Source organism: Haloarcula sp. CGMCC 1.6347, from assembly GCF_037078395.1.
Lineage (GTDB): Archaea > Halobacteriota > Halobacteria > Halobacteriales > Haloarculaceae > Haloarcula > Haloarcula amylolytica.
Genome location: NZ_JAYMGX010000004.1, coordinates 221525 through 245014, shown reverse-complemented (window position 1 = coordinate 245014; position 23490 = coordinate 221525). Strand labels below are relative to the sequence as shown.

Below are 23490 nucleotides of genomic sequence, written 5' to 3'. Positions count from 1 at the left end.
AGCGTGATGACGCCACGCAGTGGTGGACAACACGGACGGCGAGTAGCCAACTCGTCCTGTCTTGGTCTCTGTCGGTTTGTGCTTCCCTCGGGGCTGGAGTTTAAATACGATGACGAACGCAACCAAGCGTGTGACTGACCGGAATCCTGAGTACGATCCCGCTGATATCCGCGGCGCAGCGAGTTCCGATCCTGACACGAGAGGGAACGGACGGGAACAAGTCCTCGAATCCACCAAGTATCCCGACCGTACAGAGGATGATGCTCGCACCTGTCGGACCTGTGGCCAGGATATCCCACGGGATGAACGCCAGTGTCCGTTCTGCGCTCAAACCGGCGTCTCAGAGATACCTTCCGACAATCAAGGTAGTAGTCCACTTGGGGAGTGGACGTTCGGTCAGGTAGTACTTGCACTCGTCGAAGCGAACACTGACTTCCATGCACGAGCCCTCGGCGCTGCGGCCTTCTCCGTGTCTGATAGCATCGCGAGCGGTGAGGGTGTCTCTCATGGAACCGTGAAGTGTCGAGCAGCCTTCGGGACCGAGCCAGCCGCCACTCTCACGAAGGGCTGGCCCGACCTGCCGACCGAAACCACGATCGACGAGGAACCCGGACAGGCGCTTCTAGAGACGGCCGACGAACAGACCAACTGGGACGGGGATGGAGACGACGTCCAGCCACGGATCTATCTCGAGGACGGGTCGCCAGTCACCGACCGCTCTGAGTTCCAGCAGCTCACGGATGAGTTCCGACAGGACGACAGCACGTACTGGCTTGTTCCCGGCGTCGTGCAGCGCCATCAGGCAAGAGCCGAACCGGAGATAGTCGGAATTGGGTTCTACTGTCGCCAGTGTGGCGCCGTGACGGGACACGAATCTCACGGGCTCGATGGCTTCGAGTGTCACCCACATCTTGACCGCATGATCTGGACCTGCAGAGAGTGTGGGCAGCACCGACACGAACCTGAGCAGGAGGATGACACGGAGGATGTCACGGGCTATGAGCATCTTCCCGACGGCGTCTCACCGGAGGATATCCACGGCGACGAGCCAGACTTCCAGGAACAAGCGTTTCAGGACCAGATCAGTGCCTATCGCGAGCGGAATGGCTTCTTTCCGTGGGAGCGGTAACTATTCCGTTGCTTCAGAAAGGACTTTTGAGTAAAGCTCATCGGAGATCCAGAAGCCAGCGTCACGAAGGGCGTCAAGTTCGTATTTTAATTCAATGTCTCCAGCATTGGCTCCGCGGAGTAGTATCCCGATGACTCCCGTTACCGTCAGGTTGTGTCTCCGAGCGACCTGTCGACCGTCTTTTTCATCCAAAAGGATGAGGTCAGCATCGTGCTCGATGGCATGACAAATAGCAGCTGTTTCCCCGAGATCCAGTTCGTGGAAGATTTCAGTGAAGAGGTGCGACTGTTCGACCTCGGTGATCGTCAGGAACTCATCGTCACGCAACGAGCGAAGCGCGTCTACACCTGCCTCTCCATCAGTGAGTTCGTCCCAAACCTGACGTGGAATGGTGATGCTCGAAAACTGCGATTTGAGAAGGGTGAGTTGGTCGATAAGTGCAAGATTCAGCAGCGGTGACGTGTCCGAGACTACAAGCTCGCTATTCGGCATAGTCGAGGTCTTCGGCAAGTTCAGTGTCGGTGTAATGGCGTGGGATTTCGCGGTCTCCGAGTAACGCTTGGAACTCTCGGTGGGACAGTTCTGCCAATGCACGCGCTTTCCCGAACGAAAGGATATCACGTGCGTAAAGCGAGACAGCTAATTCTTGCTTCATTGCCTGCGGCCGCTCTCCCTCAGGAATTTGGAGCGCCTCATACACCTCTTCGTCAATTTCGATAGTAGCCATACTCGTCTGTTGGATAACCCGATTATTGAGTGTTTGGCTGCGCTATCCGAATGTGACGTCGTGTAGTCTCACCTGTGCGGTCGAAAACCTCTGTTTTGGTAGATTGGAGTGCAATTTGACTACGATACGATTCGTGTTCGACGTGCATGACCAACCGGTGAACAGCTGAGGTTTTGTGTCTCCCTTTGGGCCGGAAGAGATCATGAGTCCCACAGCACCTTCCTTCGAGGAGTATGACTTCGACCGCGGTGACCACGTCCGAGCCGACTGGACCGACGGAGACGGCCCACTGGATGCAGTCGTCGGAACCGTTACAGAGATTTCGTGTTCCGGCGGCAACGTGATCGTCGCTGTCGAGGCTGACGACGACCAGTACCCCGAGCACTCGATCTACGGCGGGACCCATGATTGCGCTCCCGAGTGGGTCGAACCGCTAGAGCAATCCTAGTCCGACAGCAAGGGAACTCGCCCGTATTTTGTGAGCCTCCGCCGGGTGAGAGGCGTTCCAGAGAGAGCGTCTTGACTACCAGCTATGTCGGAAAAGCACACAGTACAGACCAAGCTAGTTCGTTTTGGCCCCGCTCTCACTCTAGGGGCTGGTCGAGAATGTCAAAGATATCGACAGCCTTGAACTCCTGATACCGCTCTTTCCCCGTTGTTTCGGTCAGGACGTCCTGTGCTTCAAGTTCTTGAATTGCGTTCCGTGCTGTCTGTGCGGTCACATCCAGTAGCTCAGCGACGTCGTTCGTGGTCAGGTATGGCTGCTTGAACAGGCGCATCGCCAGCCGGTCGGCGGCTGTTTTCTCGTGTCCATAGGTTCGCTCGTACTCTCGACGGAGATTCCGAAGATTGTTCGTTCGTGTGACTGCCTCGGCAGCTTGTGAGCGAATCCCCTCGACGAAGAACTCTAGCCAAGGCTCCCAGGCACCCGTTTCGCTGACTGTTCGCATCCGGTCGGCATACTCGATTTTGTTGCGGTTGAAATACGCGCTTGGATACAGATACGGTTGTGTGAGGTAGCCGTTCTGAATCAGCTGTAACGTGATGAGGATACGTCCCAGGCGGCCGTTCCCATCCTCGAAGGGGTGAATGGTCTCGAACTGATAGTGGACGAGCCCAAGCTGGACAAGGTCGTGGTACTCGCTGGTCGTGTTGCAGTACTCGATTAGATTCGTCATCAGCTCCGGAATCCGGTCCGGTGCTGGCGGGACGAATGGTTCCTGGAACGACGAGGCTGCCGGGAGATTGATCGGCTTCGCACGGAACTCCCCAGGGTATTCACAGTGACCACGCACGTCCGCCATCAGCAACTCGTGCAGGTTCTGTAACAGTCCAAGTGTGATCTGGTCGCCCTCGGAAATCCGAGTCGCACCTTCAGTGATCGTCCGCTCGTAATTGAGTGCTTCTTGGACATCCTTCCGAGTGGTGCCGCTATCGGCGAGCTCCTGGGACCGGAATACGTCCTCAATATCGATATCTGCACCCTCAAGCACGACCGATTCGACGGCTTCGCGACGGACCATTGTCGTGTATAGCAACGGATTGGCTTCCGTCTCGTCGCCGATCCCTTCCAGCCGTCCGAGCTGATAGATGGCGTCCTGCAGCAACTGCTGGAAGTCGGCGTCGAATTCGAGGGCATGTGCCGGTGGCAGTGGATCTGGAAGATAGTATGGCCGGCGTCCGAAGGGAACATACTCGCCAGGCGCTTCATCGGGAAGACTGTTGCCCGCCATTTTGCTTGCGGTCATCGTATTCGGGCTAAGGCAAAAATATCTGTGGTATATTTTGGTTAGCACAGTGAGTATCCGATATCTCTATATATGCGGAAAACCGGACACCGTCGCTAACCCAAACCGGGGATGCAAGCTACAGGAAGGTCTTGTGACTGGACTTGGCGTCACACCTGTTGTGACCACTGGAATCGCTGTAGTCGCTCCGTTCGTGTTACGAGTACTCACTACACTCCTGACAACAGGGGGTCGCTCCCGGTTGCTGCAGCTAGCAAACAGCGGCGTCGACGGCGGCAGGGCACGTACCACCGCGTCCAGTAGCGTTGGTTCAGTGTCGGTTCGTGTCCTATCCGGTGTGTGTCACAGGGTCAGGGCGTGGACTCCACCACAACGGGTGTGACGCCACCTGTCGCGGCTTTGTGGTCGCTGTTCTCCAACAGATCGAGACCGACGTAGCGTTTTTCAAGCAGTCCCTCAGCGGTCTCGATATCCATCGCGAGGATCTCTGTCTGTGTCTGGTCCCGTCCGACCTGCCGAGTTTTCTCGACGATGTCGCCGCCGCCGATCTCGATGAGCTTCTCCCAGACGCGCTTGATCGTCTGGCGATGAGGTTCCTTCCCGAGTTCGGCGGTGAGGGCTGTTGCTATATCGTTTTTCGTCATGAAGACGCCGCTGCCGTCGGTTCGCTTCGTGGCAAATTCCGGCCAGCGCTTGGCGATGCTGATGGCGCGATAGGTGTTCTGGCGGTTCGAGCGCTCGACGAACATCGTCTTGACTTTCGACTGCCGGCAGTTCGCGAAGAAATCCAGCGGGGAGCTACTGGGTTCGATGCCCTCGGGCAGTTGTTCGGCGTCTTCCTGCTGGTCGGTGTCGGCTTCGAGTTGCTGGGCTTTGGCGATAGCACTCTTGGCGACGTCGCGGGTAGTCTCCTGCTTTGCTTCGAGGTCGTCGAGGCGCTGGTCATTCGTGGCGGCGTCACCGACTGCCGTGGTGGCAACCTCGTGGGTCCGTTCGAGGTTGGCCTCTAGTTCGGTGACGCGTTCGTGGAGGTCATCGATAGTCGCGACCAGCGTCTCAAGAACACTCGAAACGAGGGGTGACACGTCGCCGTCGAGGTCGTTGATGAGCGTCTGGAGTTCGTCGGTATCCGTCTCAGCCTGTTCGATGTCCATGTCGAGGTGGTCGGCGAGGGCTTGATCGGTGGCTGTGTCGTCGTTGAGGTTTGTTTGTCGTGGCATTGTGACCACAGGACCCGTGCTCGGAATCGAACCGAGCAGTGCTGACCACAGCACGGGCTCTCGGTGACGTAGCTGTCGCTCTCTAGACGCGGCGGTTGGCTCGTGGCAACCCCGCTCCGTCTAGTGGATTTGTGTCGTGGCACCGCGCCGGCGATTAGCAGTCTGTGTGTGCTGTCGTCGCCCGAACCGGCGTGGCACTGGGTTCACCGGTTGCGGGACTCCTCCACTGGTGGCAGGGGTACAGTCGTGGTCGACACTGGGGCGAGCGCTATGGTCGGTCACGTTTCGATCACTGCTCGGCGCTCAATGGCGACATCATGGGCGTGGTCCCCGTGACGGTACTGGTCGTAGTAGTTCTCGATAGTGGGGAACTCGGTCGTCCATTCGGTGTAGTGGGTGAGATCACCGACGTGGTAGCGGAGTCGCCACTGGGTTGTCTCTGATGACGCTGCCTCGGTCGCAGGTTCCGGTGATGGATCCGCGTGGGCCATCAGTCATCCCCTCCTGCGAATGGCCCAGGATGGCTGCTCCCGCGTTCAACCAGCGCACAATCTGTGAGGGAAACGGTGAATGACATGACCTTGCCAGTGTGACCGATTGCGTCGGCCAGCTGTCGGCGCGTGGTCGTGTCTGGTTCAGACGCCCGCAACCGACGGAGCGGTTCTGTCGTGAGGTCGGCAAGTAATGTTCCTGTGACGTGCTCGTCGTCGACAGCACGGACCAGCAACAGCGGGTTACTATTGGTGGTCGTAATGGCGACGATCTCGCCGACGGTCGGGTGGGTAGTCATCGGCCCACCTCCCTGTAGAGTGAGCAATTGATGGGGTGTTGATACCCACACAGAAACGCAGTACTAGATAAATGACGGCCAAAACGACTTTCATGGGAACTTACCAATGAATCGGATGAGTTCCCGAGGCCGGAGTGGCTGTCAGTGGGCCTAATCGAAGGTAGTAGCTGGTCCGGATCCGGAACTCGGTGTCGGGGACGATGATCTCGAATGGTGGCGGAAGCGCTAGCTTCAGTACGGCTGTCCCCCGGCTGGCCACCATTCTGTCGCCGGTACGCTTGCGGCTGTGTCGTACTCCATGAGTGGACAAACTGTGAGTCTGAGTCACAACTGTTTTTGATACCAAGTCCATACCGGTCGGTTGGGTACCGGTCTCTATTCCATCCCCCCATGGATCCACCCCGAATCATCGATTTGCCCGAGACCAGAACCCGTCGTCGTGGATGACGACTTCCGGTGGTGCGTTGCACACCACTTCCTACACCCCCCAGCAGCCCACCACTTTCATACAGCGACCCACTCTCCCGGTGAGTCGGCTGTCTACGTGGCAGTGAGACTGTTGGTTGCTGGCATCGGAGCCGACTGGTACGAGGATGATACCGGCGCTTGCTTGCGATTCGACGGAAACCGCAAGCGATTTTATTCCGAATCATGCTATCTTCCGTTGGGTTCTGGTCCCCGCTCAGCATCCCCATAGGACCCATCTGATTCATCGAGTAGACTGGGTCCAGAACCCGTCGCCGATTCAGGCGACGCTGAATGGACTGTGATACGCCATTTCCCCGTGGCTGTCCCCCATTCTTCACCTGAGATGACTGGTACCAGTGTGTAGTCTGGTTCCGATATGCGGAATTACGTCTCTGAGTACGGACTCCACCGGAGTCTGAGTGGGCAGCGAATCGGGCAGTTGGAGGCTTGATACTGCATGACAGGGGCAAATTAAAATTAATTGGGAGGAGTGCATAGCGTAGACACGGGTTCTGATCCCCGCTACAGGCTGGATCCCAGGATGGTTTCAGTTGGGCCATGCCGTGAGCAGGGTCCAGAACCCGCCCGTGCCTCTGACAGACGGGTGGCAAATTCTGTGCCCGTTGCCACCCCACACTCGCCTTCGAGTAGCTGTATAAAAGCCGCGTGATATCAGGGTCCCGGGAGTGTACAGGTACCGTCACTGTTGGGCACCTCTGGTCAGACGGAGCTGGTCACAGAGCCCTGCGAGCGTCTCGGCGTGGCGCTGAAGGAGCTGTCTCCCAGCGTCAGTCAACGTATACACGTTGGTGCGGGCGTCGAGTTCGTCGCGGTTGATGAGGTTCTGCTCAACAAGCCGGTTGAGATTCTGGTAGAGCCGGCTGTGGTTAATCGGCTCGGCGTAGCGCTCGTCGAGATAGGCCTTGAGTGCGAGGCCGTAGGGGTCGTCCTTGACGGCGGCGATTGCTTCCAGCAGATCGCGCTGGAAGCCCGTCAGGTCGTGGTAGGTCGTCATCGGTCGCCTCCGGTGGTATGCGTCTGGACGGGACTGGGACGTGACTTGGTAAGAGTCTGGAGCGCGCGTGACCGGAAGTGCATTTTCGCGGGTCGATTTTCGTCTCTGTCCCGCTGTGGCGTGTTTGTGGGCCGCTCAGGCGATGACCGGAAGATGACCGGAAGTGAGCGGACGTACCGCTGTCTGGTGGTTTCCGAATGAACGGAAGTGCTGGTCGGTGGCGAGCGATGCGACTCTTCGTGGGTGGGCCTGCCGGTGGTCATGGATTCAACGGGACGCCGCTAGTGTTGGTGGCGTCGCCTATCTCAGACTGTTATGCTGCCCGCACTTAATCTTTTCCGCACGACAACTAATTACCGTGCGTATATTAAAGGCAGACCGCTGATATTTTCTAAGTAGGCATCCATCCCAACTACAATGCCAGATCCGGGCCGTAAGCCGACAGTTTCCGATGTCGAAATACTCCGAGAGTTTGCCCTCTGCCCGGACCCGTTCATGCATGCGACTGAATTGACTGAGACCCTTGATTTATCTCGACAAGGCGTTCATAATCGGCTTGAGAAATTGCAGGAGAAAGGATATCTGGATAGTAAAATGACGGGCGGAACTCGAAATTGGTGGCTCACTGATGACGGGCGAAACTACCTTTCTGAGCAGTCTTGATCCTCTGGGAGCCACCAACCGACCATCGTTGAAGTCGGTTTCTTGCGGTTGATCCTATCTTCAGCCCACAGCTGATTGAGCCGCTTGTTAATTGCTGTCCGGCTGATTGGAAGGTGTTCGGAGAGTTCACCAGCAGTCACGAATGGCCCCTCTATTTTCTCAAACGTTTCCAGTAGTTCTTGATCAGTGACTCTCTGATTCCCGTGTGCCGTACTCATGCTACATTACTAAGTTAGTTTCCGCATGGAAATGATTTATGGTGGTGGCGTAACATAAGCTAAGTATAGGAACACACGCGCCACTGGTCGATTTTGTATGAAATCGCCCCGGTGTAGTAGCACCGAGGCGCGTGGTTCCCACAAGAACCAATGGCAACTACGCAATCCAATCCACAAGAACGTACCGGCCTCTCGTATGGGACGACTCTCATCGGGACAGATACCAACGGTCACGAACACCGCTTTGCCGGTGCAGTGACCGACCATCGCGTGTTCATCTGCAACGCTGATGAGGTCTTGGAGGTTCACGATCTCGCGGAGCTGGCTGACAAGGGCGTTCTCACGCTTGCGACTCACGACGATGGGCTGTATGGTGCGACGACGCCGTGGGCATGGGTCGCCGCGTGGGCGTCTGCGTGCTGTGGCTGGTCCGAGGTTCGGCTGGGTGAGTCGCTGGTCGACCAGGCTGTCCGGGTGATGGACGTATGAGCTGCACCGTGGAGGAACGGAAGCGTGTACCACATCGCCGGCGCTCGTGGGTGGGAAGTTCGCAAACAGGCTTTTGGCCGCTTGTTGACATGCCGAACACATGGAGTACAACGGAGCTATCGAAGGATATATCGAGACGATCGCGGATCCGCTCGACCGATTCGAACAATCGTCGACGACAGTGAATGACCAGCAGGTGACGGTGTTTCATGATCGCTCACTTGAGCTCTCTAAGTTCGGATTCGTCGACACCGTGTTCGTAGTCGGCACCGCGGAAACAGCCGCTGACGCAAAGTCGTTCAGTGAGGCCGCTTTCGAGTACGGTCTCTCAGTGAAATCGAAACTCCCGCGGGGGCTGGGCGGCAACCTTGTCGTCTACCCGGTCGTGGTAACCGAGAGCGATCTGGCTGAGTGGGTCGAGGGGTACGCCCCCAAACACTGGTCATCCTTTGAATTTCCTGTCGTCGTTGACCTTTCCGAAGGCACCGTTGCTTATAACGAGTCAACACCGTTGTGGGGTACAATCTATTACAACGGCTTCAGGGAGACGGCTGAGACGACGCTAAAGCCATAGCAACTTACACACCACCGTCACTTTCGAACGCCGCGCTCAGTTTCTGTCGCATGAACTCCCGCTTGAGTTCTCGTTTTCGCTCGTCGGTCGGGTAGTCTTCGAAGACCACTTCCACGAGCTACTCAGCTACTACAGAGTGCTCGGTGAAGTCGTTGTCTTCCACGAGCCAATCAATCCCCGCGCACAGAACTTCCAGCAGTGTCTCAACGTCGCCAAGCAAGTCGGCTACGACGATGTTGTCGAGGAACTCCAGCAGATGCAAGACAGCCACCAGTACTGGGTCGAGTATGCTCTCAATCAACTGAATACAGTCCAGCAAGTCGCAACACGCTTCGACGGGCTCGAAGTGCATTCCTGGCCAGACGATGAACTGGTCCGCTTGACGAGCGGGCAGCTGCGGTCAAAGCTCAAGGCAATGCAACAGGCCGTCTCACCGGAGTCGTTCTCTACACATGACACGGACGCCTCGCCTGAGCAGTCCGAGTTAGCCCGAGACAGCGAGTCCATAGAGCATCTCATCTAACGTGTCTATCAGGCACCGCGTCAGGGTTTGGCCGGGTTGACGTTACAGCCGACGCCCGCCCAGAACGAGCATCAACACGTCGTGGCGACAGCCTGAGCGAGACAGCGACACCTCTACTTTTTGCTGAATCGTGTGTGTTCTTCGCATGGGTCGCGGTGGTTTCGAGACTACTCCTGACAGTTTACGACCCCGCGCCGGGACCTAGTGAGGCAGACCCCACAATGGCGCGAGTAAGCTCAAGACTGGCTATGTACGCATCTCGCGTGTGACACGCTCAGAGAGCCAGTCAAGTACGGGATAGCCGTCGGTTGTAACCCATGGTCCGCCAAAATCAAATCCAGACATATTCTCTGTGGCGGCTTCTCCAGTCATCTCGTCTGCGGAAAGCCCGTTTGACGTGGGGCTGCCGGCCGACGATGACTGGCCAGCGGTGTCAGCGTTCCAGTAGACATCCTCAACCGGGCCATTCTCGTATTTTTGACCGACAGCGCCACCCACACGCTCTTCGCCGCTAACAGTCGCGGCACTAAACGAGGAAGCGACCCGACCGGGTGCATAGTTCGTTCCGACCAGTCCGCCGACTTCCGATTCGCCCCGGATGCTGCCGAAGACTGCTGAGTTTGTCAGGTTTCCAATACTGTTGCCGGCGAGACCGCCAACGTTGTATTCACCAACAACTGTGGCATTCACTTTGACGGCGGATATCTCGCCAACCCGGTAGTTGGCATTCGGCTCGGCAACGACGCCAGCGACACCGCCAACACGCCGCTCTCCGCGAACACTCCCTGTAACAGTGACCTGCGTGATCGTACCACTTGAGGTGCTGGCTACGCCCCCGACATTGTCCTGTCCACGGACGGAGACATTGCGGAGGTGGAGTCGCTTGATCGTTCCGCCGTTGAGTGTCTTGACGACCCCACCGGCGCTGCCCGACCGATGGACAGTAAGTCCACGAACTGTGTGGCCGTTTCCGTCGAGAGTTCCGGAGAAGCGTGGTGTCGGGTCGAACCCAGTCCGCCACGTTGCGTCAATATCCGAGACGAGTTCATAATTAGCATCAGAGTCGACGCCGATGCACTCAAGCTGGTGGAGTGTCTCGATCCGGTACGGATTGCTGGTGGATCCATCCCCGCCTGCGAACGAAACGGCAACGCATTGATCCAGCGCATTAGGGCCCGGCATGAGCCGAGTTGGTGGAGTGTACATTTTCTTCTCGATATACTCCCAGTCGTCGAAGCCAGCGTCGGAGGCGGCTTCTGAGGAGTAGCTATAGTGGTCCGAAGGAGCGTTGTAGTTCAGTACACTCGGGTATTCGCCGAACGGAACGTCGGTGCTGTCGATGCCATGGTACGTATCGGGATTCAGGCCTAACGAGTGCCCAAGTTCGTGTATGAACGTGGTCCCCATGCGTGTGTCGTCGACGGTCCCCGAAACGTGCATTATACCCACAGCGCCACCACCATCGACAGACCCTGAGAGTGAACTCCGGTCAACCAAAATCGCGTAATGGTATGCTTGCCCGTTGTGGTCAAAATACTTCTCTTCGTATTCGTCTGTCTGCATACCTCCAAGCGTACGAGTGTAGGGAACCTGCTCACTCCTAATGAGATGGAGGTCAATTCCCTTCGTTCCGTTCGGATTCGAGACCGGCGCGTTGGCGAACTTGGACTTGATTAGCGCTCGCTCCTCGTCAGGGAGCGAGTAGCTCTTCATGTAGTCAATCTCGACGTAAACATCCTTGTGCAGTGGATTCGCGTCTGGATAGACGTCGCTGTGGACCTCCCAGCCATCAAGGAGATTGTCACCATCGGTATCCCGAACGGTTGGGTTAGTACCGTGCTCGATCTCAGCACCATCAGCGAGTCCATCGTTGTCCGTATCGCGGTTCCGTGGGTCTGTGTCACGCTTCAGTTCGGCGGCATCAGCAAGCCCATCATTATCGGTATCAGCCGAGGTTGGGTCTGTTTTGAGTTCAGTCACCTCACGATGATCATTGAGACCGTCACCGTCTGTATCAGCCTGGTTTGGGTCCGTTCCGAGTTCGGCTTCACGCCGGTCATTCAGCCCATCATCATCGGAGTCTACCGATGTTGGTGTGACTGTAGATGTGGCAGCATTGATTTCGGTATCGGGTGTCGGTTCTTTAGCCGGACTCTCGTTTACTTCAGTCTCTGCTGACTGGGTTGGCTCAGTCTGGTCTATTCCGCCAAGGCCCGAGCACCCAGAAAGCAACATAAGGATTGCCAACACAATTGCGATCACTTGGCCCGAATCCATGCTACGTTGTCACTTTACGAAGAGAATAAATCTACCGACATGCACCACTACAGACGCTTAAAAGAGACTTCAACATGGTATAGGACGAAGAAGTATCAATTATATATGTATTTGTGCTGATTACACTCCCCATTGGAACCGCCAACTGCTGATCCCACACCATGACTTCATAGTCCTGGTCAAGTAGAGACCACCCATACACCTGCCCCTTGCTGTCGTCGGTGATCTTGTCCGGAGTATTGAGGCATGAGTTGTACCGTCGGAGAGCGCAAGCGGGTGCGGCGAGCCGCGAGGGCGATTCAGGAGGAAGTGCCGACTGAGTGCGTTGATGTGGTTGCACTGAGCGCGAATCCCCGCAACATTTGAACATCGCGGGAGACGGCACGCTTGATGCCCTCTATCATCGATGAAACCGTGTTCGGCGAGCCCTCTAGAGGGCTTGCAGTGGTGTACCTCTGTGGCGCACTTCTGCTGGCCGGGCAACAAGGGTACTACATCATTGTAGAAGGGGCGGCACCGTTCTATGCTGGACTGTTTCTGAGCGCCGGGATGGCCCTCTCCGGCATTGCCGAGTCCCTGCCGAACCCTCGACGACGGGCAGCTGGCATCTTGCGGGTCACAGCACTCGTCGTGCTGGTGAGCATGCTCGTAATTTTGTTTGTCACACCCGACCTCCTTATCAACTAAGAGCGGTGATCGATTCGAACTCACTGCTGCTGACCGAGTGTGTTCTTGAAGAGGAACCGCCACGACCGCTGACGATTCCCGGGGGAGATCTGCCGTATCGGTCACGCCGCTACTGACAGATTCTAAGCGAGTGATCGGGTTCGCCTATATATGAGTCCGCTATACTGGGTAGAGGAAGCCATGGCGGTACCCTCTTATGACCGACCACTCGAACTCACATATGATTGGGCTGGGGACGCTACTTATAATTCTCACAGTCTTTGTGGTGATGACTCTGACTCTCGGTCTGCTACTTCGGTTGCTGAAAGACGCTGACGGACTCTGAGCAGTCAATTAACTGGACTGACTTGATCATTACAAGCAATTGACTCAGTGCCCGCTGTTTCTCGACGCCGTGCCGCGAGACACCGACGGCGTCCCAGCCGAGGTACACCGGGAACTGACGCTGGCCGGCCTAACGCTCCAGCTGACGCCCTCGCAGGCCGGGGACTAACACGTCGTGGTGACGGCCCGACCTAGGTAGCGATACCTCTATTTTTGCTGACTTGGGTGCCTATTTTGCATGGGTTGCGGTGGTTCCTGAATCCAACCTACTGCTGACTAACCGCGACCCCGCGTTGGGACCTGTCGGTCTAGGTTCCACGACGGCGTGGGTATATACCCGCAGCTGATGGGTGACTGGTATGTGAGCCCCCTTGCACTACCGGGGGTGGCGGCTCGCTAACCAACACTCGGTGACTGTAGAGAATTAATGTTGGTTAGTCGGGGCAGTTGCTGGTGATCGTGGGGTTTCAGTACTGGTCAGTACAATCGATTGTTCCATCACCGATTCTGTTCCCAGTGTTCTCTGTTGTCGTCTTCAGCGTCTAAATGCTCTGGCATATATCCATCGCTGACAAATGGGGTTAACATCCAGTAGGCGATGTGGTAAGCATAGTGGTCTACAGGCGTGTCGTCATCAACTCGAATCGTCTGGCTAGTATAATATTCAAGTTCTCCATCATTATCTGTATCATGGCCATACGGTGACCCTGTTGAGGTAAAGTCGTCAAGACTGGCTGATTCAATTACAATATCGGCATCATCCCGATCAGTCACCCGATCAAACGTTACGTTCGCGGGAACGTTTCTATCACCACTGTTCTGGAGATATTTGACAGCCGCTTCAAACTCGCTTTCAGCTGTTTGTTGATCCCGCTCACGAATTGATTGCCTGTCAATATAGACTGTTACCGTGTTGTATTGCCATGGATTTGCTCGCTCGGTTGCATTCGGGCTTTGTTTGAGCGTGAGATTTCGGCGAGCAGACATGAGTGGCATTGGTTCCTGTCCATGTATCCGTCCGTAAACGTGCCCAAACTCATGCTTTAGAATTGGTTGCTGGCTTTCTGGTGTATACTGCGTACTAATTTCGATGGTCGGATTCTCACCGGCGCGGGCATCGCCGTCATAGATAGGGGCACAACCGCCAGTTTTTCCAGAGTATGTTAATCCGCAGACCCCGATGTCTTCTTTGTATGTGACCGTGAGCTCAGCGTTTGTGTCGTTTGCAGCAACCGCCATCTCTTGCGAGTAGTTTCGGTAGGCTGCCCCAGGCCCTGTCTCCCAGTAGTCGATTGCTGTTGCAACCTGTGACTTTGCTAAGGACCAATTTTCTGCATTCTCAATTGAAACATGGATCTTGTCTTTTCTTGGCCACGGATTTACCAGCGCTGGATCTTCAGGAACGTTGATATCAGTATCTGCAGTGTCGGCCTGGGAGTGGTCGCTGAACCGGCCGTCACAGCAGTCCTGGGACCGCTACTGGGTGCAGTTGGCGTCACCGGCGGCGGACACACGACACTGTCTGTCCTCCTCGCGTTGGTCGTTGTCAATCTCATGCACGTTATCGTCGGCGAGCAGGCACCGACGTATCTGGGGATCGAGCGCGCCAAGTTCGTCGCTAGGTACGGTTCGGGCCCGCTGTACGCCTGGACAAAGCTCATGTATCCGGTAATCATCTCGGCGGACTGGGTAGCGAAAACGTTGCTGGGCCTCTTCGGGGTCGAGATCTCCCGTTCGTGGACCGAATCGGAGGCCGAAAGCGATTTCGCAACTACCCGGGCCGAACTGCGTAGCGAAATGGGCGAGTCGCTCAGCCGACTCGATATCCTCGAAGAGCGACGGACTGAAGTTATCAACGCTCTCGACATCGGCGCGACGACGGTCAGTGAGATCATGGTTGACCGCAGTGACATCGTTGCGCTCTCGACGACTGACGACTTCGAGACGAACATGGAACGGATCGACGGAATGCCATACGTCCGCTTTCCGTTGATCGAAGGCTCACTGGACTCGTTCGTGGGTGTTGTCTACGCGCCGACGGTGCTGCACAACTACGAAGCGCTGGATTCGGGGACGATCACACTCGAAGAACTGGCAACCTCGCCGCTAACCGTCGCTGCTGAGACGACTATCAGTGACTTCATCGACCGGTGTCAGGCCGAAAGTCAGGAACTCGCCCTCGTGGTTGCAGACGACGTCGTCGTTGGTCTCCTCACCGCGACAGACGCCTTCGAGGCAATCACCGGTGAACTCGAAGACCCGATGGATCGCGCCGCCGAGTGACTATCAGCACAGGCACACCATCGTCAATGTGTACCAATGGTTCGATGACCTCTCCAGTATCCCGACTCTATAGTAACAATTGAAACGATTTACACACTGCTCGCACTGCAGTTGTGCGATCCGGTGTGCATTGATTTTCAATGGCTACTATAGCTTATAGCGTCGCTATCAGAACCATTCGCGGGCCTTCAGGCGAGCCGTTAGCTGGACACTCTTTCGGAGTCCGCGGCGGACGACACCGTCCGAATTCGGCACGCCGTCTTCGTACTCCACTCCCCGGACGACCGTAACGGGGATCTGTTCGTCCGCCTGTCCGAACAGCAACGCCGACCCGGCGGTGAGTTCGTCTGCGACGAGGTCGGGGTTCGGCTCGACGCACCCGATATCAAGTCCGTGGAACGTTCTGTCATCAGTTGATTGTCGGATACAGTACACTTCAACGCTGAGACGATTGCACATCGCTGGGAATAGATGAGATGTTCTTCGAAACGTGTCCTGCTCAGTGTACCGACTGTATCGGGTAGTTCGACGGTGACGTGATCACGTCGCACCCACACGGCAGGCGGCTTTATTGGTGCAGGCTGTGTATCGACTCCTGTATGCCCGAAGAAGTCCTGTTCAAGTCAGAAAGTGATCAGAGCCGAGAAGAGATCGCATCGTACCTCCGGAAAGTCGCGGATAATCTCGACAGCGGAAACGCTATCAACCTGAAAGCAGGCTCCGAGTCCGTAACGCTGGATCCCCCCGCCCGACCGACCTTCGAGGTCAAAGCCGAACGTGAAGGGCCGGCAGACAATATGACGGAGCTAAGTGTCGAGTTCGAACTCGAATGGGACGAAAATGATGGCGAGGAGGGCGGCGGAAGTGGTCAGTTAGAAATCGAGTAATCACGCCGAACACACGCTGAAATCGATTCAGCGGAACCTGTCTAAAACAAATGAAGTCGCTGTGCTGTCCGGTCTCTTTAACTCTTCCTCCTGTTTCTGTCTGGGGGAACTGCGTTTACGATACAATCTCTTGGATGTAGAGGTGGGCGTACGCGCTCGCCCACACGATTGAAAGTAGGTCTCCAACGCTTGTAGAGAACACACGCAAAACAGGCGTCACCGAAGCGACGCTCGTCCCTATTTCGGGTAGATAAAGGTTGCTTACACTTCCGATAGCGATTACTGCGATGAGCACGAACTTCCGACGGTAGTTCGTCGTAATCTGCCAGCTAATCCGAAGTGATTTGAGAGGGCTATATTGGCCGATAACGCAGGCCTCCGGTGCGAACCAAAACTTGAACAACAAGCCGAGAAACGGCACGGCAAAAACGAGCCCACCCACCGCCGCAACGACGGGAAAGCCAACTATATCTGCGGGGTTTCCCGGAATAGCGCCAGCAAGGAGGAGTAGTGGCAGAAACAGAAAGAACGGAACCGTCATTACAGAACAAACGATAAGCAGTGTTACGCCAATCAACGCCGGTGTTCGGGTGATACTCCGATGGACTCCTTCGCGCATCGTTACAGAGTTATCAGTCAGTTCTCCGGCGACAATCGTTCCCACATAAGCTCGAATCAAGATTATAAACACAAACGCCGTCAGAGCATCGAGTACGCCGATTACAGGCATCGGGAGCCCGTTGATGATGTCTGTCTCGAGAAGTCGGTTGGCCAAGATAGTCACACCCGCGAAGGCGATGATCGACGGGTAGGAGCGAAACAGGCGAACGGACCAGACCAACGCATCAAGGACGGTCCGATTGGTGGTCGTCGTCTCGATGTTTCGGCATTCGAGACAACCACAGCCATCGATATCTTCCCGTGACTTGATCGTTGGTGCCACGTCACACTCGCTTGTGTCGTCACCGGTAGAAGCGCTTCGGACTGGGGGGTCTGTGTGTTCGCTCATTCGGCAGTGATGAACTGTGAGATGGATTCGCCGATAGCGAGTAAAACCGAGGGGGGACCAAGCAGCGAAGCGAACGATTTGAACGCACGTTTGAGACTCGGGCGGTCGTCCTCAGTGCCGAGGAAGAGGAGTGTCGGGTCCTCTGATACGACGTATACACTCATCTCACGGCCTTTTTCCGAATAGCAGGTGTCAGTCACTTCGATTACGCCAGCCGATTCGAGATTCTCCAAATGATAGTGAACGTTCTGCAGGCTCTGGCCGAGTTGCTCGGCGATCCGTGCCGGTGTCGCTGGCGTTTCGTTGAGCAGTTGGAAGATCTCGTACGCAGTCTCGGAGGACAACGCTTCGATTACCTCCCGTGTCGTGTCGTCATCGAGACTCAAGATAGCGGGGTTATCACTTCGTTCGACGGCGGCGTCAGTTTGTGTTGGAAGAAGTCGTGCCATGTGTGTGAGTAGCTGCTGTGGCTGGAGCGCGGGATCTGACCCGGCTGGTTGCTGTTCGAAACTATCGTTTGTAATTGTTGGTCGGTGTTTATGTTGATTCCGGGACAGCAGTTAATCGCAAGTAATAGGCCGTGTAGACCGTATAAAAGTACGCGAAGCCGACTGAAGACAGAGCGATTCCGAGAGGGAGCAAGACGATCATCGGAATTCCTATCTCAATCGGTAATACGTCAGCCGGTCCAGCGTTCGTCAGCGTCAACCGGACGAGATATTCGGGAATGAAGAAGGCGTTCAGCAGGACACTCCACGCCAGTGAGAATCCAACGACGCTTCTGAGATTTGAGCGGACGAGTGCAACACTTTTTCGGAACGCATCAGTAACACTCTCGTTCTCGATGACAATCGCAGTGTCGTAAAACTGCACGAACATAATGACAACGAGGATGGACAGCAGCCAGATGAGTATAGATCCGACGCCGGCGACGAAGGCAGCCATCTCGTTAATTGGGGTGAGTGCCATCGATCCGATACCGAGGATGAACCCGATAAATCCGAGTCCGACAGCGGTCCCGAACACGATAAGTATGAACAACACAGTTGCGAGGAGAAGTGGGAAGTAATGTGTTCGCCCTTCAATGAAAAACTGGGTGAACGACGCGTCTACTCCTTCGATTGCGGTCTGTGCGGTGCCGATGAATCCACCGAGAACGAACGGGAACACAATGAGCCATACGAGAGAGACACCCGCTGACAGTAGTGGTGATTCGATCAGATGATCCACGTACTGGAGTTGACTTACGGCCCCGATGAGGAGGCCGGCAACGAACAGGCTCGGGTTTTCTCGGAGGGCAGCGGATCCATCTTTGAATGCGGAGACTGTCACCATTGTGTTCACGAATTACTGTCGTCGGGTATTAGGTCGAGCGTAGTATCAAAATCAGATTTGAGCATTTTGAACGGTAGTACAGGCGACGAGTACCGATCTCGCCAACGCTCGGTGGGGTAGTCATCGAGCCACCTTCTGGTGGCGGGACGGTGGAGCCTCTGCAGTTGTCGGATGGATAGACTGTAACTCTGAATCACAAGTATTTTTGATACCAAGCACGTACTGAATAGTTGGGTTCTGGTCCCCACTCCACTTCCCCCCCTGAATCGTATCCGATTCACCGATCGGCCCGGATCCAGAACCCGTTGTCGTGGATGACGGCTTCCAATGGTGTGTAGCACGCCGCTCCCCCCCAGCTGCACATCATCTCCCAAGCCTTTGCTGCTTGGACCGTCGGAGTCGTGCAAGCGTGTCTCATTGAAGTTTATCGTTGAGTGAGTTGTGTAATCGGAAAATCGACAGACAGCGTGGGGATATTACAAGCGTTTTCGTGGCCACTCGTATCAAGAGCAAGTGGGTTCCGTGCCCTGTCCAATTCCATTGGATTCACCCATCCCATCGATTGTTTCAGGGCTAGAGCCCGTCGTCGAAGTAGACGACTTCGGATGGTGCGTTGCAGACCGCTTCTCCCACCCCTATCCACCATGCTGCTGGTGTACACAGCGGAGCCACGGGGTATTGTGTACGTCCAAGTGCGTACGCCACTGGAAACATCGGTAGGGTGGTAGAGCTGGCCACTATTGTGAGTGGGTTGAAGCGTGGTATTTGCTACCGTGGTTCCACAAAGGCTATTTATGTGGCGTCTGTCACAACCGAGTGGGTTCTGGTCCCCGCTTCGAGTTCCCCTGACTGCTGGTCGTCTGACTGGGTTTCCCGGGTCCAGAACCCAGCCGTGCCTCTGACATAGCAGAATGGTGGGCGCTACGCAAGGTGCCCATTGCAGCCCACCATTTCCCTCCAAACGAACGGGCAAATATCAGTTCCTATCTCTCCTCACAGTCGTCGACGCTAGCCACCATGTGAGACTGCGTCTTTTCGAACCCGAGCTTTTCGTAGAAGGCGATGGCTCGCTCGTTGTCTACGTGCGGATCGAGACTGAACTCCTCACATCCGGCTTCGCGTGCCCAGTCTCTGAGACGGTCGAACAGGTCCGCAGCCAGTCCGGTTCCACGATACGGTTCGCCAACGTAGATGTCACAGATGAACAGTCGGTCGGGGCGGTCGAAGACACTCGGCGCTTCGTCGACTTCGGCCGCGATATACCCGGCAAGCTCACCGTCAGCATCGGCGAGTGGAGTCTCGTCGGTGAATCCATCGACGGCGATCCACGTTCGATACTCCTCCGAATCGAGTCGATCGACGCGGAACGGGAGTTCCTCCGCGACGAGGTCGACGTCGTCGGCGAGTGAGAAGGCATCGACAGTCCCTTCGAGTTCGCGGTAGTACGGTAGCCAGAGCTCCTCGATAAAGCGCCGGACAGCAGGCTCTTTTGCTGAGAGTTCCACAATCTCCATACCTGTCCGGACCAGTCGCGCCACTTATTTGTTGTTACTCTCGGAGTCGACGATGAGTTTGAGAGCGAGAAAGCTGATTGACGGAGCGCATCCAACGCCAGAGCCAATAGAAGGGGCACCTGTCTCTGCACCTGCTGATGGATGTTCTGCTCATTTGCTGCGTGCTCTCTCCCCGAATCGGTGAGACAACAGTCTGACTCGGTCGAGGACCACGAACGTCACCCCAGACTTGAACCGGTCCATCATTTGGGACTAACTGACAAATTCTTGGATTGCCTTGAAAAACAGTGTCTCGTTGACGTGTCCCTCTTCTATGGACGGTCAGTATGGCCTTCTCACGGAGCCGATGTTCTGTACAAGTAGATGGCACAGAGGGCGAGGACGGCCTCAGCTACCTTCGCTGCGACAGCTAGCGGATTCAGGTTCCCCTGCATATAGAACGCGTCAAAGCTGAAACCCTGGAACGCAAACAGTGCGAGAATGGTGACAATGGCGTATCCCGCAGCGACAAGGTACAGCTCGGGTCGCCAGTACCGGCTACTGTACAGGAGGACCCCGCCAAGAAATCCAAGCCCATTCAGAATAAACAGCGTCCCCAATGTCTGACTGAATCCCATGACCTGTGGACCGAGCAATAAGTGGATGCCAGCAGTGGTAAGCGTAGCTACGATTGCGAGGTACCCCACTGGATGCGATGGGAGCGTAAAAAACGAGTCTTGTCGTTGTGTCGTTTGAGCAACCATACTGAGTAATTGTCACTGAAGTGTATTAAATCCATATGAGTTTTTCGACATTACGGGAGCAGGCAGAACGGATATGATCGGCTGCGTTCCTGATTCAGCACTGGGAGTGAGACGGTATCTGTTCGTTCGACTGTCCCATCGAGTGTGAAGACGGGCCAGTACATCAGCACAATCCACTACCAGTACTGTGTCCGAAGACCGTATCTTCCTCAGCGGTACTACGTCCCGTTTTCTGCATGAGTCTTCTGGCCCCTCATCAGCAATCTCAACCTGAATCGCTGATTCGATCTCGGTTTATCAACTCTGGCCGTGACACTCGGATGAGACAATCGGAATGATATTCTGTTTCCTGTTGGAACACGGTCCTACGGATGGTCTCCCGTCGAACGATCGCACTCCTTCTCGGATCGGCGCTTGTGATTGGTTATGTCCAGTATGATACCGTCTCTGGACCCTTCCAACCCACACTGACTGTGGAAAACAACGACACGACAGCGTATCACCTATCAGCGTACACTGTCGAAAGCAGAGAGCAGGCGATGTACATGAATTTCGAGGTCACGACCAGAGATAGCGAACACAGGCTCAAGACGCTCTCACAGTTGGTCTGGCCGGATGGGGATCGAAACGTCACACTCGCTGACGATGGGGTCCCCACGGAACAGATCACCGTCGCTCCCGGCGAGACGGTGACGACCACGATTGATGGGTGGACGCGTGGGGACGTGACGGTGTACCTCGGCGAGAAGGTCGCCGATAACGAGACGCATGTCTACACTAGAGTACGGACGTGTCCCAGAACTGGTCAGGAACACAGTTTGACCTTCGAGGAAGATGGCGGAATCAGTGGTGGCTCAATCTGTGCCTGATGATGTGCTGGTGGCGATTCACAAGAGAGAGCACGCACGGACGTCGTTACTGGCTCTCGTCTGAGCGTGCGTCTCTCGATTCGATATGGTCGGCTGGGCTCGGCGCTGTCTCACGAGAGTCCGTCGAAAAGACGGTTCCGACCGCAACGGCGTGGACCGGTGCCACTACCGCGGTACTCAGAAAGCCGCCGGCGACCGGTACGGTCGCGAGGCCCCAGTAGGCGAGACCAATGACGATGATGAGGCCGGCGATGGTCATGCCCTGCCCTCGTGATCGACGGTAGCTCTGCCTGAGTGCCGTCACAAAGCCACTGCCAGTGACTAGCAACGCAGGAAGCAGGAACAGACGGGTCAGAACGAACAGAGCAACCGCCAACAGCAGCAGTCCGAACAGGAAACCAGTGATATCCACCGAGAAACCGCCCAACAGCTGCGGGATGGAGATGACCGCAGCCAGCGCGACAAGATACCTGCTCAACGCACGGGGACCAGAGTGGGTATCGAGGACTCGTGTAATCGTCACCCAACCGGCGATCCCGACTGCGAGTGGAACGAGGACTTCAAGCCCGACAGCCCAGAGGAGATACCGTGTTTCGAGGTCGACCAACGCACCAATGTGTCGGGCCGTTCGTGCAGTCCCTTGCGGGAACACTGCGTAGTTGACACTGACCGATTGACTGAGTGCGTCGGTTGGCACCATCGGAACTGAATCGTGCTGGCGAAGCCAGTCGACGAGTGAAACCAGCACACCAACGACGGCGAATGGGACAGCGAGCACAGGGTCGCGACGAATGCACCTGAGCGCGGACTTGAGCACGTCCAGGGTAGACAGTCGAGTCGTCGGGGATGGGTGTCCAGGCGAAGACACCGCCTCGCTTCCATCTCCCTCTGTTCCGGGCATTATGCTTCCTCCAGTGCGAGAACTCGGCCACGATTCGCCAGATACAACATACCATCCCCGACCATCGGTGGCGAGAGGGGTACTTCCGAAGGATGGTACTCGAACTGTTTCTCACCCGTGGCGACGTCGAACGCTTCCAGTGCCCAGAGTGAGTCCACAGCGTAGACGCGACCGTCAGCGACAACCGGCGTCGTTTTTCCGTCGAACGGAACTGTCCACCGTGTCTCGCCGGTTGCCAGCGAAAGCGCATGCAGTGACTCCCGCTCATCGGCAACGAATATCGTCCCGTTGGCTACCGCTGGCGTGCTGTCGGTCACATTCCCGTCGAGGTTGCGTTCCCACAGGAGTGCGCCGTCGGATCTGGTACGCAACTGAACTGACTCACGCGTCTGAATGACGACGCCCTCGTCTGTCGCCACTGGCGGCAGAACTGTCATCTCTTCGAGTTCACGGTGCCAGTGTTGCTCACCAGTATCAGCACGATACGCAGTGGCCTCTTGTGGCCACGCGGTGACGAACACGAGGCCGTCGTCCACCGCGGGTCTGTTGTACGTCCCACTGACCGCCTCGTCTTTGTGATGGGTTTGTTGCCACAGAATTTCCCCACTGTTCGGATTCAGTGCTACGATTGAGTTCGTCCCAGGTAGTGCCGTGTATATCGTCCCGTTCGCAGTGACCGGCGTTGTTGACTCGGCCGGCCCGAAGAAACCGGGCGTCGGCGATTGCGGTCCTGTCCATCGCTCGCCGCCGACGCTCATATCTGTGAAGGGAAGTTCCCGTCCGCCACTGGCGTTAAGCCCGTAAACCCCACCTGACCCGGTTATACCGAGTGTCTTCGTCTGATAGATCGAGGCTGGGGCGATCGCTGGGGCTGAGTGATACGGCCCTTGGAAGCTGAACCGCCGCTTCCCAGTCTCGGTATCGAGCGCAAGCAGTCCGTTGCCACCGACGTATAGCGTCTTCCCACGGCGGATCGGTTGGGTACTCCCCCGAAACCAATCCGGGGCCTGATGTGTCCACGCAACCGCTACATTGTCTTTTGGACCTGATACTTCGGGGTTGTGCCCGGTTCCGGGAGGATCGTACCGGCCCATCGG

Annotated in this window: 28 protein-coding genes; 11 read left to right on the top strand and 17 right to left on the bottom strand. The window is 56.2% G+C overall.

The window, feature by feature from the left end:
* Nucleotides 1-109: 109 nt before the first annotated feature.
* Nucleotides 110-1129 carry a hypothetical protein gene (locus VI340_RS18860; protein WP_336358948.1) on the top strand — a complete coding sequence of 340 codons (1020 nt, stop codon included), beginning with the start codon at nt 110-112 and terminating at the stop codon, nt 1127-1129.
* On the opposite strand, the gene VI340_RS18855 is transcribed toward VI340_RS18860, so the two are convergent.
* The gene (locus VI340_RS18855; protein WP_008308581.1) at nt 1130-1621 is read right to left on the bottom strand and encodes a DUF3368 domain-containing protein; all 492 of its coding nucleotides are present in this window, start codon (nt 1619-1621) and stop codon (nt 1130-1132) included.
* A complete protein-coding gene (locus tag VI340_RS18850; RefSeq protein WP_336330957.1) occupies nt 1611-1856 on the bottom strand; it encodes a UPF0175 family protein in 246 nt (81 codons plus the stop codon). The genes VI340_RS18855 and VI340_RS18850 overlap by 11 nt, the downstream gene beginning before the upstream one ends.
* A 202-nt stretch (nt 1857-2058) precedes the next feature.
* On the opposite strand from VI340_RS18850, the gene VI340_RS18845 reads away from it, so the two are divergent.
* A complete protein-coding gene (locus VI340_RS18845; RefSeq protein ID WP_336358947.1) occupies nt 2059-2304 on the top strand; it encodes a hypothetical protein in 246 nt (81 codons plus the stop codon).
* Between the two features lie 136 nt (nt 2305-2440).
* Here VI340_RS18845 and VI340_RS18840 read toward each other — a convergent pair whose 3' ends face one another.
* From VI340_RS18840 to VI340_RS18820, 5 genes are all read right to left on the bottom strand, one after another.
* Nucleotides 2441-3589, bottom strand: a complete 1149-nt coding sequence (locus tag VI340_RS18840; RefSeq protein WP_008308565.1) for a Fic family protein — start codon at nt 3587-3589, stop codon at nt 2441-2443.
* Between the two features lie 365 nt (nt 3590-3954).
* Complete coding sequence (locus tag VI340_RS18835; RefSeq protein ID WP_336358946.1) at nt 3955-4824, bottom strand: hypothetical protein; 870 nt, start codon at nt 4822-4824, stop codon at nt 3955-3957.
* 278 nt (nt 4825-5102) lie between these two features.
* The gene (locus VI340_RS18830; RefSeq protein WP_336331052.1) at nt 5103-5315 is read right to left on the bottom strand and encodes a hypothetical protein; all 213 of its coding nucleotides are present in this window, start codon (nt 5313-5315) and stop codon (nt 5103-5105) included.
* Nucleotides 5315-5614 carry a hypothetical protein gene (locus VI340_RS18825; RefSeq protein ID WP_336331051.1) on the bottom strand — a complete coding sequence of 100 codons (300 nt, stop codon included), beginning with the start codon at nt 5612-5614 and terminating at the stop codon, nt 5315-5317. Before VI340_RS18825 ends, VI340_RS18830 begins: the two co-directional genes overlap by 1 nt.
* A 1168-nt stretch (nt 5615-6782) precedes the next feature.
* Nucleotides 6783-7097, bottom strand: coding sequence for a PadR family transcriptional regulator (locus VI340_RS18820; RefSeq protein ID WP_336358945.1), 315 nt, complete (start codon nt 7095-7097; stop codon nt 6783-6785).
* A 417-nt stretch (nt 7098-7514) separates the two neighbouring features.
* Here VI340_RS18820 and VI340_RS19910 point away from each other — a divergent pair, with 417 nt between their 5' ends.
* The 4 genes from VI340_RS19910 to VI340_RS18805 all read left to right on the top strand — a co-directional run bounded on the left by VI340_RS19910 (nt 7515) and on the right by VI340_RS18805 (nt 9564).
* Nucleotides 7515-7760 (top strand): MarR family transcriptional regulator, encoded by a 246-nt coding sequence (locus tag VI340_RS19910; RefSeq protein ID WP_442905046.1) that lies wholly within the window; start codon nt 7515-7517, stop codon nt 7758-7760.
* Nucleotides 7761-8128: 368 nt separating this feature from the next.
* Nucleotides 8129-8467, top strand: a complete 339-nt coding sequence (locus VI340_RS18815) for a hypothetical protein (RefSeq protein ID WP_336358944.1) — start codon at nt 8129-8131, stop codon at nt 8465-8467.
* Between the two features lie 100 nt (nt 8468-8567).
* The gene (locus VI340_RS18810; RefSeq protein ID WP_336331048.1) at nt 8568-9041 is read left to right on the top strand and encodes a hypothetical protein; all 474 of its coding nucleotides are present in this window, start codon (nt 8568-8570) and stop codon (nt 9039-9041) included.
* 136 nt (nt 9042-9177) lie between these two features.
* The gene (locus VI340_RS18805; RefSeq protein WP_336358943.1) at nt 9178-9564 is read left to right on the top strand and encodes a radical SAM domain-containing protein; all 387 of its coding nucleotides are present in this window, start codon (nt 9178-9180) and stop codon (nt 9562-9564) included.
* A gap of 246 nt (nt 9565-9810) precedes the next feature.
* On the opposite strand, the gene VI340_RS18800 is transcribed toward VI340_RS18805, so the two are convergent.
* Nucleotides 9811-11841: a hypothetical protein gene (locus VI340_RS18800; RefSeq protein WP_336358942.1), complete on the bottom strand. Its 2031-nt coding sequence runs from the start codon at nt 11839-11841 to the stop codon at nt 9811-9813.
* Between the two features lie 390 nt (nt 11842-12231).
* Here VI340_RS18800 and VI340_RS18795 point away from each other — a divergent pair, with 390 nt between their 5' ends.
* Together VI340_RS18795 and VI340_RS18790 are read left to right on the top strand one after the other, a co-directional pair.
* A complete protein-coding gene (locus tag VI340_RS18795; protein ID WP_336358941.1) occupies nt 12232-12528 on the top strand; it encodes a hypothetical protein in 297 nt (98 codons plus the stop codon).
* A gap of 364 nt (nt 12529-12892) precedes the next feature.
* Entirely contained in the window at nt 12893-13021 is a 129-nt protein-coding gene (locus VI340_RS18790; RefSeq protein WP_336331062.1) for a hypothetical protein, read from the top strand.
* Between the two features lie 329 nt (nt 13022-13350).
* Here VI340_RS18790 and VI340_RS18785 read toward each other — a convergent pair whose 3' ends face one another.
* Nucleotides 13351-14091, bottom strand: a complete 741-nt coding sequence (locus tag VI340_RS18785; RefSeq protein ID WP_336358940.1) for a hypothetical protein — start codon at nt 14089-14091, stop codon at nt 13351-13353.
* 111 nt (nt 14092-14202) lie between these two features.
* Here VI340_RS18785 and VI340_RS18780 point away from each other — a divergent pair, with 111 nt between their 5' ends.
* Nucleotides 14203-15135: a CNNM domain-containing protein gene (locus tag VI340_RS18780; protein WP_336358939.1), complete on the top strand. Its 933-nt coding sequence runs from the start codon at nt 14203-14205 to the stop codon at nt 15133-15135.
* Nucleotides 15136-15303: 168 nt separating this feature from the next.
* Here VI340_RS18780 and VI340_RS18775 read toward each other — a convergent pair whose 3' ends face one another.
* Nucleotides 15304-15594, bottom strand: a complete 291-nt coding sequence (locus VI340_RS18775) for a F420-dependent oxidoreductase (RefSeq protein ID WP_008308544.1) — start codon at nt 15592-15594, stop codon at nt 15304-15306.
* 140 nt (nt 15595-15734) lie between these two features.
* On the opposite strand from VI340_RS18775, the gene VI340_RS18770 reads away from it, so the two are divergent.
* A complete protein-coding gene (locus VI340_RS18770; protein ID WP_008308543.1) occupies nt 15735-16022 on the top strand; it encodes an amphi-Trp domain-containing protein in 288 nt (95 codons plus the stop codon).
* Nucleotides 16023-16137: 115 nt separating this feature from the next.
* Here the strand turns inward: VI340_RS18770 and VI340_RS18765 are convergent, their stop codons facing one another.
* The 5 genes from VI340_RS18765 to VI340_RS18745 all read right to left on the bottom strand — a co-directional run bounded on the left by VI340_RS18765 (nt 16138) and on the right by VI340_RS18745 (nt 20623).
* Nucleotides 16138-17031 (bottom strand): hypothetical protein, encoded by an 894-nt coding sequence (locus VI340_RS18765; RefSeq protein WP_008308542.1) that lies wholly within the window; start codon nt 17029-17031, stop codon nt 16138-16140.
* Nucleotides 17028-17480 (bottom strand): ArsR/SmtB family transcription factor, encoded by a 453-nt coding sequence (locus tag VI340_RS18760; protein ID WP_008308541.1) that lies wholly within the window; start codon nt 17478-17480, stop codon nt 17028-17030. The genes VI340_RS18765 and VI340_RS18760 overlap by 4 nt, the downstream gene beginning before the upstream one ends.
* An 88-nt stretch (nt 17481-17568) precedes the next feature.
* The gene (locus tag VI340_RS18755) at nt 17569-18366 is read right to left on the bottom strand and encodes a DUF7847 domain-containing protein (protein WP_336358938.1); all 798 of its coding nucleotides are present in this window, start codon (nt 18364-18366) and stop codon (nt 17569-17571) included.
* A gap of 983 nt (nt 18367-19349) precedes the next feature.
* Entirely contained in the window at nt 19350-19880 is a 531-nt protein-coding gene (locus VI340_RS18750; protein ID WP_008308539.1) for a GNAT family N-acetyltransferase, read from the bottom strand.
* Nucleotides 19881-20215: 335 nt separating this feature from the next.
* Entirely contained in the window at nt 20216-20623 is a 408-nt protein-coding gene (locus tag VI340_RS18745) for a DUF7475 family protein (RefSeq protein WP_008308538.1), read from the bottom strand.
* A 371-nt stretch (nt 20624-20994) separates the two neighbouring features.
* On the opposite strand from VI340_RS18745, the gene VI340_RS18740 reads away from it, so the two are divergent.
* The gene (locus VI340_RS18740) at nt 20995-21492 is read left to right on the top strand and encodes a hypothetical protein (RefSeq protein ID WP_008308537.1); all 498 of its coding nucleotides are present in this window, start codon (nt 20995-20997) and stop codon (nt 21490-21492) included.
* A gap of 46 nt (nt 21493-21538) precedes the next feature.
* Here VI340_RS18740 and VI340_RS18735 read toward each other — a convergent pair whose 3' ends face one another.
* Together VI340_RS18735 and VI340_RS18730 are read right to left on the bottom strand one after the other, a co-directional pair.
* Nucleotides 21539-22393, bottom strand: a complete 855-nt coding sequence (locus VI340_RS18735) for a hypothetical protein (protein WP_152418435.1) — start codon at nt 22391-22393, stop codon at nt 21539-21541.
* Complete coding sequence (locus tag VI340_RS18730) at nt 22393-23151, bottom strand: PQQ-binding-like beta-propeller repeat protein (RefSeq protein ID WP_008308533.1); 759 nt, start codon at nt 23149-23151, stop codon at nt 22393-22395. The genes VI340_RS18735 and VI340_RS18730 overlap by 1 nt, the downstream gene beginning before the upstream one ends.
* Nucleotides 23152-23490 lie beyond the last annotated feature (339 nt).